The 12,913-nt window shown below is 65.4% G+C and carries 11 protein-coding genes; 5 read left to right on the top strand and 6 right to left on the bottom strand.

Features of this window, described 5'->3' with window-relative positions; genetic code table 11:
• Window positions 1-66 precede the first annotated feature (66 nt).
• From B0T44_RS11255 to B0T44_RS11245, 3 genes are all read left to right on the top strand, one after another.
• Window positions 67-585, top strand: a complete 519-nt coding sequence (locus B0T44_RS11255; RefSeq protein ID WP_245839247.1) for a hypothetical protein — start codon at window positions 67-69, stop codon at window positions 583-585.
• Between the two features lie 488 nt (window positions 586-1,073).
• Window positions 1,074-4,592 (top strand): DNA-directed RNA polymerase subunit beta, encoded by a 3,519-nt coding sequence (rpoB, locus tag B0T44_RS11250; RefSeq protein WP_081511949.1) that lies wholly within the window; start codon window positions 1,074-1,076, stop codon window positions 4,590-4,592.
• A gap of 117 nt (window positions 4,593-4,709) precedes the next feature.
• A complete protein-coding gene (locus B0T44_RS11245; RefSeq protein WP_077119390.1) occupies window positions 4,710-8,663 on the top strand; it encodes a DNA-directed RNA polymerase subunit beta' in 3,954 nt (1,317 codons plus the stop codon).
• 69 nt (window positions 8,664-8,732) lie between these two features.
• Here the strand turns inward: B0T44_RS11245 and B0T44_RS11240 are convergent, their stop codons facing one another.
• Complete coding sequence (locus tag B0T44_RS11240) at window positions 8,733-9,368, bottom strand: DUF8020 domain-containing protein (RefSeq protein WP_077119388.1); 636 nt, start codon at window positions 9,366-9,368, stop codon at window positions 8,733-8,735.
• A gap of 142 nt (window positions 9,369-9,510) precedes the next feature.
• The gene (locus B0T44_RS11235; RefSeq protein WP_077119386.1) at window positions 9,511-9,972 is read right to left on the bottom strand and encodes a MarR family winged helix-turn-helix transcriptional regulator; all 462 of its coding nucleotides are present in this window, start codon (window positions 9,970-9,972) and stop codon (window positions 9,511-9,513) included.
• 137 nt (window positions 9,973-10,109) lie between these two features.
• Between B0T44_RS11235 and B0T44_RS11230 the strand changes: the two genes are divergently transcribed.
• Complete coding sequence (locus tag B0T44_RS11230) at window positions 10,110-10,481, top strand: VOC family protein (protein WP_077119385.1); 372 nt, start codon at window positions 10,110-10,112, stop codon at window positions 10,479-10,481.
• A 12-nt stretch (window positions 10,482-10,493) separates the two neighbouring features.
• Here the strand turns inward: B0T44_RS11230 and B0T44_RS11225 are convergent, their stop codons facing one another.
• The 3 genes from B0T44_RS11225 to B0T44_RS11215 form a co-directional block, all read right to left on the bottom strand.
• Window positions 10,494-11,072 (bottom strand): SUKH-4 family immunity protein, encoded by a 579-nt coding sequence (locus B0T44_RS11225; protein WP_077119383.1) that lies wholly within the window; start codon window positions 11,070-11,072, stop codon window positions 10,494-10,496.
• 55 nt (window positions 11,073-11,127) lie between these two features.
• Complete coding sequence (locus B0T44_RS11220) at window positions 11,128-11,442, bottom strand: GNAT family N-acetyltransferase (RefSeq protein ID WP_077119381.1); 315 nt, start codon at window positions 11,440-11,442, stop codon at window positions 11,128-11,130.
• Between the two features lie 189 nt (window positions 11,443-11,631).
• Window positions 11,632-12,000 (bottom strand): VOC family protein, encoded by a 369-nt coding sequence (locus tag B0T44_RS11215; RefSeq protein ID WP_077119379.1) that lies wholly within the window; start codon window positions 11,998-12,000, stop codon window positions 11,632-11,634.
• A 58-nt stretch (window positions 12,001-12,058) separates the two neighbouring features.
• Here B0T44_RS11215 and B0T44_RS11210 point away from each other — a divergent pair, with 58 nt between their 5' ends.
• Window positions 12,059-12,259, top strand: coding sequence for a hypothetical protein (locus B0T44_RS11210; protein WP_077119377.1), 201 nt, complete (start codon window positions 12,059-12,061; stop codon window positions 12,257-12,259).
• Between the two features lie 8 nt (window positions 12,260-12,267).
• Here the strand turns inward: B0T44_RS11210 and B0T44_RS11205 are convergent, their stop codons facing one another.
• Window positions 12,268-12,759: a SixA phosphatase family protein gene (locus B0T44_RS11205; protein WP_077119375.1), complete on the bottom strand. Its 492-nt coding sequence runs from the start codon at window positions 12,757-12,759 to the stop codon at window positions 12,268-12,270.
• Window positions 12,760-12,913 lie beyond the last annotated feature (154 nt).

The raw sequence follows: 12,913 nt of genomic DNA, 5'->3' as shown, positions 1-12,913 counted from the left end.
CCGCCTCGCGGTTCATCGCGGCCGCTGCCGCGGGGCGAGCACAGTGCTGCCCGGAGGCAGCTGCGGTTGCCGCGGCGGACTCGGACAGCGAGACGGGCGCGACGGTGGTCCCGGCCGCTCGCCGCGTTCCTCACTGCGCTGCTGCTGACCGGGTTCGCGGTGCTGGCTGCCCAGCATCCGGGGGTCGCAGACGATAACGCCGCCTTCGTCGACAGCGCCGCCACCGAGGAGGTGCGGGCCGCTGCCGAGCACACGCTACGCACCATCTACGGGTACAAAGTCGAGGACATCGACGGGTACGAGGCGGCCGTTCGTGAGGTGGTGACGGGAAAGATGCGCGAGGAGCTGGATACCTTCGCCGCGACCACCGTTTCTGCGATCGAACAGGCACAGACCAGCGCCGACGCCGCCGCTGACCCGATCGGGGTGACTTTGCTCACCGAAGACCGCGCAGAGGTGCTGGTGAATCTGGTGGTGAGCGCCACAAAAGACGGAGTCGCCCAGCAGAGCGCGGCGGGACCGGTAGTGCTGCAGATGCAGAAGGTGGAGGGGCGCTGGCTCGCCGCCGATATCATCGACCGGTGATCGGTGCCCTGCCGGTGATCCTGCACGGGGGCAGTCGATCTCGCGGGGAGGGCCAGGTAGGAGTGGCCACTTGACGAGTTTCGCCGGACAAGTCACGCTATTTACAACAGCGCTAGCCAGCAGCAGCTGTCCCAGTGGTGAGTACCGGAAACGACGATAGCGAAACGACGAAACAAACATCCCACCGGCGAACTGCCACCCGCGGCACCGGGCCCGGCGCGGTCGGCGATACCGACCGGCGCGCCAGCCGGGCGAGAGTTCGTCCGAGTGGTACTTTGACACCTCCATGTAGGTAGGTGTAGGTTTGGACGTTGCGCTGGCTGCCTCCTGTCCATACCTCAATTCGCACTCGTAAGTGCCACCCTTCTGGTGTTGCTTTCGTTGTTGCCTGTTCGGGTTCGTTCGGGTTGTGACCAGCGAGAATCTCAACAACAACAACAACGTAGCAGGCAAGCGACGGTCGCGGACCACCACGCGACACGCGTTAGGTGCTGGAAGGACGCATCTTGGCAGTCTCCACCCAGACAAGCGCCAATTCGAAGCTGGGAGTTGCGGGGGGTATCCCCGGAGCCCCTATGCGGGTGTCTTTCGCGAAGATCCGGGAGCCGCTGGAGGTGCCGGGTCTTCTCGATCTACAAACGGAATCCTTCGCCTGGCTGATCGGCGCGCCGGATTGGCGCGAACGGGCCGCTGCGCGCGGTGATGTCGGGCTGGTCGGCGGGCTAGAGGAAGTGCTGGAGGAGCTCTCGCCGATCGAGGATTTCTCCGGATCGATGTCCCTGTCCTTCTCCGATCCGCGCTTCGAAGAGGTCAAGGCCTCCATCGACGAGTGCAAAGACAAGGACATGACCTACGCGGCGCCGCTGTTCGTCACCGCGGAGTTCATCAACAACAACACCGGCGAGATCAAGAGCCAGACGGTCTTCATGGGTGATTTCCCGATGATGACCGACAAGGGCACCTTCATCATCAACGGCACCGAACGCGTCGTCGTCTCGCAGCTGGTGCGCTCGCCCGGTGTGTACTTCGACCATTCCGTCGACAAGAGCACCGAAAAGGATCTGCACAGCGTGCGGGTCATCCCGAGCCGCGGCGCCTGGCTGGAATTCGATGTGGACAAGCGCGACACCGTCGGTGTCCGCATCGACCGCAAGCGCCGTCAGCCGGTCACCGTGCTGCTCAAGGCGCTGGGCTGGAGCACCGAGCAGATCGTGGAGCGCTTCGGCTTCTCCGAGATCATGATGTCCACCCTCGAGAAGGACAACACCGCAGGCCAGGACGAGGCGCTGCTGGACATCTACCGCAAGCTGCGTCCGGGTGAGCCGCCGACCAAGGAGTCCGCGCAGACCCTGCTGGAGAACCTGTTCTTCAAGGAGAAGCGCTACGACCTGGCGCGCGTCGGCCGCTACAAGATCAACAAGAAGCTCGGCCTCAACCCGGGCGAACCCATCACCAGCTCGGTGCTCACCAAGGACGACATCGTCGCCACCATCGAGTACCTGGTGCGCCTGCACGCGGGCGACCAGGAGATGACCGCGCCCGGCGGGGTCGAGGTACCGGTCGAGGTCGACGATATCGACCACTTCGGCAACCGCCGCCTGCGTACCGTCGGCGAGCTGATCCAGAACCAGATCCGGGTCGGCCTGTCGCGGATGGAACGGGTCGTGCGCGAGCGGATGACCACCCAGGACGTCGAGGCGATCACGCCGCAGACCCTGATCAACATCCGCCCCGTCGTGGCCGCGATCAAGGAGTTCTTCGGAACCTCGCAGCTGTCGCAGTTCATGGACCAGAACAACCCGCTGTCGGGCCTGACCCACAAGCGCCGCCTGTCGGCGCTCGGCCCCGGCGGTCTGTCCCGTGAGCGCGCCGGCCTCGAGGTCCGCGACGTGCACTCCTCGCACTACGGCCGCATGTGCCCGATCGAGACCCCGGAAGGCCCGAACATCGGCCTGATCGGTTCGCTGTCGGTGTATGCGCGGGTCAACCCGTTCGGCTTCATCGAAACTCCCTACCGCAAGGTGGTCGAGGGCCGGGTCACCGACGAGGTCGTCTACCTCACCGCCGACGAAGAGGACCGGCACGTCCGGGCCCAGGCCAACTCGCCGGTCAAAGCCGATGGCTACTTCGCCGACGACCGGGTGCTGTGCCGCCGCGGTAACGAGGAGATGGAGTACGTCGACGCCACCGAAGTCGACTACATGGACGTTTCGCCGCGCCAGATGGTGTCGGTCGCGACCGCCATGATCCCGTTCCTCGAGCACGACGACGCCAACCGTGCCCTGATGGGCGCCAATATGCAGCGTCAGGCCGTGCCGCTGATCCGTTCCGAGGCGCCGATCGTCGGCACCGGTATGGAGCTGCGCGCCGCGGTGGACGCGGGCGACGTCGTGGTGAACGAGAAGACGGGCGTGGTCGAGGAGGTCTCCGCCGATTACGTCACCGTGATGGCCGATGACGGCACCCGCCGCAGCTATCGGATGCGCAAGTTCGCCCGCTCCAACCAGGGCACCTGCGCCAACCAGCGGCCCATCGTGGACGAGGGGCAGCGGGTCGAGGCCGGTCAGGTCCTCGCCGACGGCCCCTGCACCGAGAATGGTGAGATGGCGCTCGGCAAGAACCTGCTCGTGGCGATCATGCCGTGGGAAGGCCACAACTACGAGGACGCGATCATCCTGTCGCAGCGCCTCGTGGAAGACGACGTCCTCACCTCGATCCACATCGAAGAGCACGAGATCGACGCCCGCGACACCAAGCTGGGCGCCGAGGAGATCACCCGGGACATCCCGAACGTCTCCGACGAGGTGCTCGCCGATCTGGACGAGCGTGGCATCGTGCGCATCGGCGCCGAGGTGCGCGACGGCGACATCCTGGTCGGCAAGGTCACCCCGAAGGGCGAGACCGAGCTGACCCCGGAGGAGCGGCTGTTGCGCGCCATCTTCGGTGAGAAGGCCCGCGAGGTCCGCGACACCTCGCTGAAGGTGCCGCACGGCGAGTCCGGCAAGGTCATCGGCATCCGGGTGTTCTCCCGCGAAGACGACGAGCTCCCCCCGGGCGTCAACGAGCTGGTCCGGGTGTATGTGGCGCAGAAGCGCAAGATCCAGGACGGCGACAAGCTGGCCGGCCGCCACGGCAACAAGGGTGTCATCGGCAAGATCCTGCCGACCGAGGACATGCCGTTCCTGCCGGACGGCACCCCGGTCGACATCATCCTGAACACCCACGGTGTGCCGCGCCGTATGAACATCGGCCAGATCCTGGAAACCCATCTGGGCTGGATCGGCAAGGCAGGCTGGCAGGTCGACGTCGCCGATGGCACCCGCCCTGATTGGGCGCAGTCGCTGCCGGAGGAGATGCTCGGCGCACCCGCCGACTCCAATATCGCCACCCCGGTGTTCGACGGTGCACAGGAAGAGGAGCTGAGCGGTCTGCTCGGTTCGACCCTGCCCAACCGCGACGGCGAGCGGATGGTCGACGAGAACGGCAAGGCGATCCTGTTCGACGGACGTTCCGGTGAGCCGTTCCCGTATCCGGTGGCGGTCGGCTACATGTACATCCTGAAGCTGCACCATCTGGTCGACGACAAGATCCACGCGCGTTCGACCGGCCCGTACTCGATGATCACCCAGCAGCCGCTCGGCGGTAAGGCCCAGTTCGGCGGCCAGCGCTTCGGTGAAATGGAATGCTGGGCGATGCAGGCCTACGGCGCCGCTTACACGCTGCAGGAGCTGCTGACCATCAAGTCCGATGACGTGGTCGGCCGTGTGAAGGTGTACGAGGCGATCGTGAAGGGCGAGAACATTCCGGAGCCGGGCATTCCGGAATCGTTCAAGGTGCTGCTCAAGGAACTCCAGTCGCTGTGCCTCAATGTCGAGGTGCTGTCCTCCGACGGTGCCGCGATCGAAATGCGCGACGGCGACGACGAGGATCTGGAGCGGGCGGCGGCCAATCTGGGCATCAACCTGTCCAGGAACGAAGCGGCCACCGTCGACGATTTGGCGAACTAGGCAGGGGCCGGGCGCCGGGGCACTCCCGAGTGGAGGAACCCGGGCGCCCGGCCGCAGCGCTCGAACTACTAGAGAACTTTTGCTCGAATTCGACCCGCACAGGGGAAAGGAAGTTACGTGTTAGACGTCAACTTCTTCGATGAACTCCGGATCGGTTTGGCTACCGCCGAAGACATCCGCCAGTGGTCCTATGGCGAGGTGAAGAAGCCGGAGACCATCAACTACCGCACGCTCAAGCCGGAGAAGGACGGCTTGTTCTGCGAGAAGATCTTCGGTCCCACCCGGGACTGGGAGTGCTACTGCGGTAAGTACAAGCGTGTCCGCTTCAAGGGCATCATCTGTGAACGCTGCGGCGTCGAGGTGACCCGCGCCAAGGTGCGTCGTGAGCGGATGGGCCATATCGAGCTGGCCGCCCCGGTCACCCACATCTGGTACTTCAAGGGCGTGCCCTCGCGGCTGGGCTACCTGCTCGACCTGGCGCCGAAGGATCTGGAAAAGATCATCTACTTCGCTGCCTACGTCATCACCACCGTCGACGAGGAACTGCGGCACAACGAGCTGTCCACTCTCGAAGCGGAGATGGAGGTCGAGAAGAAGGCCGTAGCAGATCAGCGCGACGCCGATCTGGAGGCCAGGGCGCAGAAGCTAGAGGCCGATATCGCCGAGCTCGAGGCCGAAGGCGCCAAATCCGATGTCCGCCGCAAGGTCAAGGACGGCGGCGAGCGCGAGATGAAGCAGATCCGCGACCGCGCCCAGCGTGAGCTGGACCGGCTCGACGAGATCTGGAGCACCTTCACCAAGCTCGCGCCCAAGCAGCTCATCGTCGACGAGGTGCTCTACCGCGAGCTCACCGACCGCTACGGCGAATACTTCACCGGCGCCATGGGTGCAGAGTCCATCCAGAAGCTGATGGAGAACTTCGATATCGAGGCCGAGGCCGAATCGCTGCGCGAAACCATCCGCAGCGGTAAGGGCCAGAAGAAGCTGCGCGCGCTCAAGCGGCTCAAGGTTGTCGCGGCCTTCCAGGCCAACAACAACTCGCCGATGGGTATGGTGCTCGACGCTGTTCCGGTGATCCCGCCGGAACTGCGGCCGATGGTGCAGCTCGACGGTGGTCGTTTCGCCACCTCCGACCTGAACGACCTGTACCGCCGCGTCATCAACCGCAACAACCGCCTCAAGCGACTGATCGACCTCGGCGCACCCGAGATCATCGTCAACAACGAGAAGCGGATGCTGCAGGAATCCGTGGACGCGCTGTTCGACAACGGCCGCCGTGGCCGCCCGGTCACCGGGCCAGGCAACCGCCCGCTGAAGTCGCTGTCGGATCTGCTCAAGGGCAAGCAGGGCCGGTTCCGCCAGAACCTGCTCGGCAAGCGCGTCGACTACTCGGGTCGTTCGGTTATCGTCGTCGGCCCGCAGCTCAAGCTGCATCAGTGCGGTCTGCCGAAGCTGATGGCGCTGGAGCTGTTCAAGCCGTTCGTGATGAAACGCCTGGTCGATCTGAACCATGCGCAGAACATCAAGTCCGCCAAGCGGATGGTGGAGCGGCAGCGGCCGCAGGTGTGGGATGTCCTCGAAGAGGTCATCGCCGAACACCCGGTGCTGCTCAACCGCGCGCCCACTCTGCACCGCCTCGGTATCCAGGCCTTCGAGCCGCAGCTGGTGGAAGGTAAGGCCATCCAGCTGCACCCGCTGGTCTGTGAGGCGTTCAACGCCGACTTCGACGGTGACCAGATGGCCGTGCACCTGCCGCTGTCGGCGGAGGCGCAGGCCGAGGCCCGCATCCTGATGCTGTCGTCGAACAACATCCTCTCGCCCGCGTCGGGTCGTCCGCTGGCCATGCCGCGTCTGGACATGGTCACGGGCCTGTACTACCTGACTCGGCACGAGGAAGGCGCCGTGGGCGAATACCAGCCCGCAGACGAGAACGGCCCCGAGCAGGGTGTGTTCTCCTCGCCTGCGGAGGCGCAGATGGCCGTCGACCGTGGTGAGCTGAGTGTGCGGTCGCTGATCAAGGTGCGGCTGAGCGAGCAGCGCCCGCCGAAGGACGTCGAGGCCGAACTGTTCCCCGACGGCTGGCGGCACGGCCAAGCCTGGACCACCACGACCACGTTGGGCCGGGTGCTGTTCAACGAGTTGCTGCCGCCGGACTACCCGTTCATCAACGAGCAGATGCCGAAGAAGCGGCAGGCGACGATCATCAACGATCTCGCCGAGCGCTACCCGATGATCGTGGTCGCGCAGACCGTCGACAAGCTCAAAGACGCCGGTTTCTACTGGGCGACCCGCTCCGGTGTCACGGTCTCGATGTCCGACGTGCTGGTGCCGCCGGAGAAGGCCGAGATCATGGAGCGCTACGAGGCGCAGTCCGAGCAGATCGAGAAGAAGTACCAGCGTGGTGCGCTCGATCGCCAGGAGCGCAACAACGCCCTGGTCAAGATCTGGCAGGAGGCGACCGAAGAGGTCGGTAAGGCGCTGCGTGCGCACTACCCGGCCGACAACCCGATCATCACGATCGTCGACTCGGGTGCCACCGGTAACTTCACCCAGACCAGGACACTGGCCGGGATGAAGGGTCTGGTGACCAACCCGAAGGGTGAGTTCATTCCGCGTCCGATCAAGTCCTCCTTCCGTGAGGGCCTGACGGTGCTGGAGTACTTCATCAACACCCACGGCGCTCGTAAGGGTCTGGCCGACACCGCGCTGCGCACCGCCGACTCGGGTTACCTGACCCGTCGTCTGGTGGACGTGTCGCAGGACGTCATCGTGCGCGAAACCGATTGCGGCACCGAGCGCGGTATCACCGTGCACATCGCGGAGAAGATGCCGGACGGCACCCTGATCCGGGACGCGCACGTGGAAACCTCCGCCTATGCCCGCACCCTCGCCGCGGACGCGGTGGACAGCAGCGGCAACGTGGTGGTGGTCAAGGGCGCCGACCTCGGCGACCCGGCCATCGAGGCGTTGCTGGAGGCCGGTATCACCGAGGTGAAGGTCCGTTCGGTCCTGACCTGCGGCACCGGCACCGGTGTGTGCGCGACCTGCTACGGCCGTTCGATGGCGACCGGCAAGCTGGTCGATATCGGCGAGGCGGTCGGTATCGTCGCGGCCCAGTCCATCGGTGAGCCCGGCACCCAGCTGACCATGCGTACCTTCCACCAGGGTGGTGTCGCCGGTGACGACATCACTGGTGGTCTGCCGCGGGTGCAGGAGCTGTTCGAGGCCCGCGTGCCCAAGGGCAAGGCCCCGATCGCCGAGGTTTCGGGTCGGGTGCGGCTGGAGGACGACGACCGCTTCTACAAGATCACCATCATCCCGGATGACGGTGGCGATGAGGTCGTCTACGACAAGCTGTCCAAGCGTCAGCGGCTGCGCGTGTTCAAGCACGACGACGGCACCGAGCGTCTGCTGTCCGACGGTGACCACGTCGAGGTCGGCCAGCAGCTGCTGGAAGGCGCCGCCGATCCGCATGAGGTGCTGCGCGTGATGGGCCCCCGGCAGGTGCAGATCCATTTGGTCCACGAGGTCCAGGAGGTGTACCGGAGCCAGGGTGTGTCGATCCACGACAAGCACATCGAGGTCATCGTCCGCCAGATGCTGCGCCGGGTGACGATCATCGATTCGGGCGCCACCGAGTTCCTGCCCGGTTCGCTCACCGAGCGTGCCGAGTTCGAGGCGTCCAACCGCAGGGTCGTCGCCGAGGGCGGCGAGCCTGCGGCGGGTCGTCCGGTGCTGATGGGTATCACGAAGGCGTCGCTGGCCACCGATTCGTGGCTGTCGGCGGCCTCCTTCCAGGAGACCACCCGAGTTCTGACGGACGCGGCCATCAACTGCCGCTCCGACAAACTCATCGGCCTCAAGGAGAACGTGATCATCGGTAAGCTGATCCCGGCCGGTACCGGCATCAACCGGTACCGCAATATCCAGGTCCAGCCCACCGAAGAGGCCCGTGCCGCGGCGTACGCGGTGCCGTCCTACGACGACACCTACTACAGTCCCGAGGGCTTCGGCGCCACCACCGGCGCTGCGGTTCCGCTGGACGACTACGGGTTCAGCGACTACCGCTGATCGTCGTCGATATCACGAAACGCCCCGCTCGCACTGCGCGAGCGGGGCGTTTCGCTTCGTCTGGCTGGTTCAGGGGGTGCGGGTCAGGTAGGCGACGGTGGCGTCGATGGCGGGTTGGCCGCCTGCGGTGGCCAGGCCGGCGAAGGCGCCGATGGCGGCGCCGACGACGGTGGCTACCGGGACAGTGATGAAGTCGAGGACGAAAAGGCCTAGGGGGAAGCCGATGATGAAACCGATGGCGCCGCCTATTGCGGCCCCGGCGAGGATGGTCGGCATATGGCGTTCGGTTTCGGCGAAGAAACGTTCCTCGGCGTTGATATCGCGGATCGGGGTGGGGGACGCCGCGACAGGGGTGAGGGTCAAGCGGGTGCCGGATTCTTCGATGACGGGGGTGAGGTCGACGTGTTCGCCTGCGGCGTGCACGGTCATCGGGAAGGCGGCGACGACGTAACCGGTCTGATCGGTGAGGGTGACGATCCGGTCGTCGGCGATCAACTCGAAACGGCCACCTTCGACGGTTGCCACTGCGGCGCGCCGGTCTTCGGTTGCGGTGACTCGGTAGTCGAGGTGGTGCATCGAACCGCTCAGATCGAGATGCGCGCGAGCGGGCGCGTCAGCGGTGGGCTCGGCGGTGACCGGAGCCGCGGTGATGCCGGCAGCTGCGAGCAATACCAGTGCGGCAGTGGTGATTCTGGTGATCCTCATCGTGTTCTTTCGACTCGCGGGGCCGGGCGGAAATGCCGGGTCTCGTGGCGAAACCCTACCGGCAGTCCGGACATTTCAGACGCCGAACTATCGCGGCGGTGCCAGAATCGGGACGGTTCACAAGATCAGCGGGTGCGCACTGTCAACGGTGATGTGGTAGATCGTCGGCCAGCCGCTGTAGGTAGCCGGCGAAGCGCTGCCGGTCCGTGGCCGACCAGTGTGCGGTGAGTTCCAGAAATACCTGCCGCTGCCAGTCGTGCGCTTCGGCGAGTAGCCGTTCGCCGCCCTCGGTCAGCTGTAGGGAGGTGCGTCTGCGGTCTTGTTCCGATTCGGCACGGGACAGGAAGCCGGCCGCGGTCGCGTCACGCACCATCCGGCTGGCCCCGGAATGGTCGAGGCCGAGTTGATGGGCCACCGAGGTGATGGTGGCCTCGTCCGCCGCACCGGTGGCCGCCGCTACCGCTTCGACCACCTGGATGTGCTGGGCGTGCCGCAGTTCCGTGGGCAGGCCAGGGGAGGTGCGATTGATCCAGCGCCGGGACCAGAACCGGACCAGACGGAACAGCGCGGGACCGCCGTCGGTGGCGGTGGATCGACTGCTCATGCGCCAAATCTAGCCCGTGAAACAAATTAATATGCGACTCGCACCTATATTGCATGACAACCGCACGTATAATAGGTGTGTATCGCATGTAGTAGGGAGTGAAAATGGCTGAGCAGCCCAGTAGGGGAGGGGCGCCGATGGCGATCGTCTTGAACCACACGATCGTTCCGGCTTTCGATCGCGTAGCGGCGGCGACATTCTTCGCCGAGCTCATGGGCCTGGTGGTGGGTGAGCCGAGCGGACCGTTCGCCCCGGTTCACATCAATGCGGATCTGACCTTCGACTTCGACGACCGTGGGCGGGTCGAACCTGGGCATTACGGCTTTCTGGTCGACGACCACACCTTCGATGCCGTGCTGCAGTGGCTGGCGTATCAGCCCGCGGTGAAATACGGGTCCGGCCCGGAATGTGGCTGGGACCGTGAGATCAACCGCGGAGGCGGTGGGCGCGGTGTCTATGTGCTCTCGCCGGAAGGCCATAGCTACGAACTGTTCACCGTCGCCCCTTGACGACAGGTTTCTTCAGCTGAAAGTCAATCCTTCCCACCAGCTCACCCCGTCGTCGGCGTGCATTTTTGCTGCCGGATCGCGCTGAACCGTCCACGCAGCGAAACGTTCCAGACACCAGTACACGGTTTCGTCCTCACCCGCCGCCTCCAGTGGCTGGATGAGTTCGCTCAGCAGCGTCCAGCGCCACACCGTCTCCACATAGAGCGCCACCGAGGTGTTGACCAGGCCGTCTGCCGACGCATCTGGTCGGCCGAGCGCGAAGACACCGCCCCCGCCGGTGGCGGCCGCATACCAGCGGCGTTTACTGCCCGCGATTCGGTACCCCGAGAGAACCGCAGCCTCCGCAGGCCCGGGGAGCGGACACTGCGGATCGGCCTCGACCTGGAAATCAGCGGCAGGCAACTCGGTCGCGGGATCGTGTGCGGCCACCGGCAGCCCCCAGCGCAGCAGTGCGTAGATGTCACGGGCGGGCAGATCCCAGTGCTGCAGGGTTGTCGGGGCAGGCCGCCGCACCTCGCGCGGCGCGGCAGCGACGGAATCCAAACCGCGAGCGAGTAGATCCTCCAGCGCGCGCTGGGCGTCTCGATCCATCGGATATCACTCGACGTTCGCGCGGCACCTGCCCAGAGTTGCTGTCCAGATCCGGTTACGCACGTTCGACGCCCTTACCGACCACATGGGCATCGTGTTCGGGATGCTGGTCCAGATAGGACTTGATGAACGAGCACACCGGCCGAATCACGCGATCACGCCCGATCGCCTCGCGCACCGCCGCCGCGGCCAGCGTGCTGCCCAGCCCTTTCCCGCCGAAAGCCTTGTCGATCTCGGTATGGGTGAATACCGTTTCGTCGCCGCGCTCGGAGTAATCGGCGAATCCGGCGAGGTCGTCGCCGTAGAAGATCTCGTAGCGGTTCCGGTCGCTGTTGCGCACCACTTTGCTGTTCACGGTCGATTCGGCCATGGTCCGACTCTCCTTCCGCGCACCGGGTGTCTGCTCGGATCGGCGCGCAGTTGTACGCGCCGACCGTGATGGCGGCCCAGATCACTTGTCGTGCCCCAGGGTACTCACGCTCGATGACCGTTTCCTCCGGAAGCGGCGCCACGGCATCGGCCAGGTCGGGCAGGGCGTTCCGAAGGGGCCGGGCGAGGATCACTCCCGCTTCGGCAGCTCCTGGACGGCCCACTGGTTGCCATCGGGGTCGGCGAAAAAGGTGAACAGCCCCCAACCCATATCCCGGACCGGGGTGGCGTCCACGCCGGCGGCGACCAATTGCTGATATGCCTGTTCGGCGCTGGGCACCACCATTTGCATACCCTGCACGCTGCCGGGCGCGGCCTCGGTGATTCCCCGGCCGATACAGATGGAACAGCTGGAGCCAGGTGGGGTCAACTGCACGAAACGGACATCCTCGGTGGGGGATGCATCGTGGTCGGCATTGAAGCCGATGCCGGTATAGAAATCCTTGGCACGATCGACATCGGTGACGGGGATGGCGACGAGCTCGATTCTCCAGTCCATGTGATCAGGATCGCATCGAGCACCGACGTATTCACCGGACGCGCCCTACCCTGGGTTCATGGGTAAAGAAATCGACCGGGTCAGGGCGCGTTCGGCGTGGGCCACGGTCAAAGAGAATCCGGTCATCACCGCGATCGCGGTCGCGCCGTTCGTGCTGGCGCTCGGCATCGTGTGGTGGTTGTTCGGTGGGTTCGCCGCGTTCGTGCTGCTGGTGCTGCTCGGGGCGGGCGTCGTCTTCGGGGGCAAACTGCTGCGCTGACCGGCCGGTCAGCGCGGTACGTGGAACTCGACCAGGTCCCCGGTCCCTGCGGCGACCTCGGTCCACGGGCCAGCGAAACGCAGCACCGCGAGGGCGGATGTCGGGAACTTGCGGCTCAGGCGTTCCGCGGCCTCGCTGCGATGATCGCTCGCCAGTTCCCAGGTGGTATACGGCATCCCGGGCGCGTGCCCGATCACCAGCAGCGTCGCCACCTCGTCACCGGTCAGCCAGATCAGTTCGAGCAACGTGCGGGGGGACGCCTCGTAAATATCGGATACGAACTCCACCGGTGCGGTGATTCCGGTCGCCGCCAATGTCTCGCGGGTGCGTTTCGCGGTGGAACAGCGCACCGCATCGATCGGCGGCTGGGTTTCGCGCAACCACTGTCCGGCCAGCCCGGCCTCTCGGATGCCGCGCGGTGCGAGCGGCCGTTCGTGATCGTCGATTCCCACTGGGTACGCCGATTTACCGTGCCGCATCAGGATCAAAGTCCGCTCCATGGCGACACCGTAAGCCCTCCTGTCCGGAGACGGCCAACACACTCGAGGCAAACTGAAAGCAGCGTCACAATGGAGAGGGCACCGGAGAACCCGGGCACTCGTCCAGGTGCCGCCTGTCCACCGCGCCCCCTGGTGGCAACAGCCCACGTATAGT

Source organism: Nocardia donostiensis (assembly GCF_002081715.1).
In the GTDB taxonomy this organism is placed as follows: Bacteria; Actinomycetota; Actinomycetes; order Mycobacteriales; family Mycobacteriaceae; genus Nocardia; species Nocardia donostiensis.
This window is presented reverse-complemented; position numbering and strand designations above follow the sequence as displayed.

Coding starts and splice junctions, on each gene's coding strand:
- B0T44_RS11215 (WP_077119379.1), bottom strand. CDS start 12,000: ATGGACTGGAGAATCGAGCTCGTCGCCATCCCCGTCACCGATGTCGAT.
- B0T44_RS11240 (WP_077119388.1), bottom strand. CDS start 9,368: ATGAGGATCACCAGAATCACCACTGCCGCACTGGTATTGCTCGCAGCT.
- B0T44_RS11205 (WP_077119375.1), bottom strand. CDS start 12,759: ATGGAGCGGACTTTGATCCTGATGCGGCACGGTAAATCGGCGTACCCA.
- B0T44_RS11220 (WP_077119381.1), bottom strand. CDS start 11,442: ATGGCCGAATCGACCGTGAACAGCAAAGTGGTGCGCAACAGCGACCGG.
- B0T44_RS11210 (WP_077119377.1), top strand. CDS start 12,059: ATGGGTAAAGAAATCGACCGGGTCAGGGCGCGTTCGGCGTGGGCCACG.
- B0T44_RS11225 (WP_077119383.1), bottom strand. CDS start 11,072: ATGGATCGAGACGCCCAGCGCGCGCTGGAGGATCTACTCGCTCGCGGT.
- B0T44_RS11230 (WP_077119385.1), top strand. CDS start 10,110: ATGGCGATCGTCTTGAACCACACGATCGTTCCGGCTTTCGATCGCGTA.
- B0T44_RS11235 (WP_077119386.1), bottom strand. CDS start 9,972: ATGAGCAGTCGATCCACCGCCACCGACGGCGGTCCCGCGCTGTTCCGT.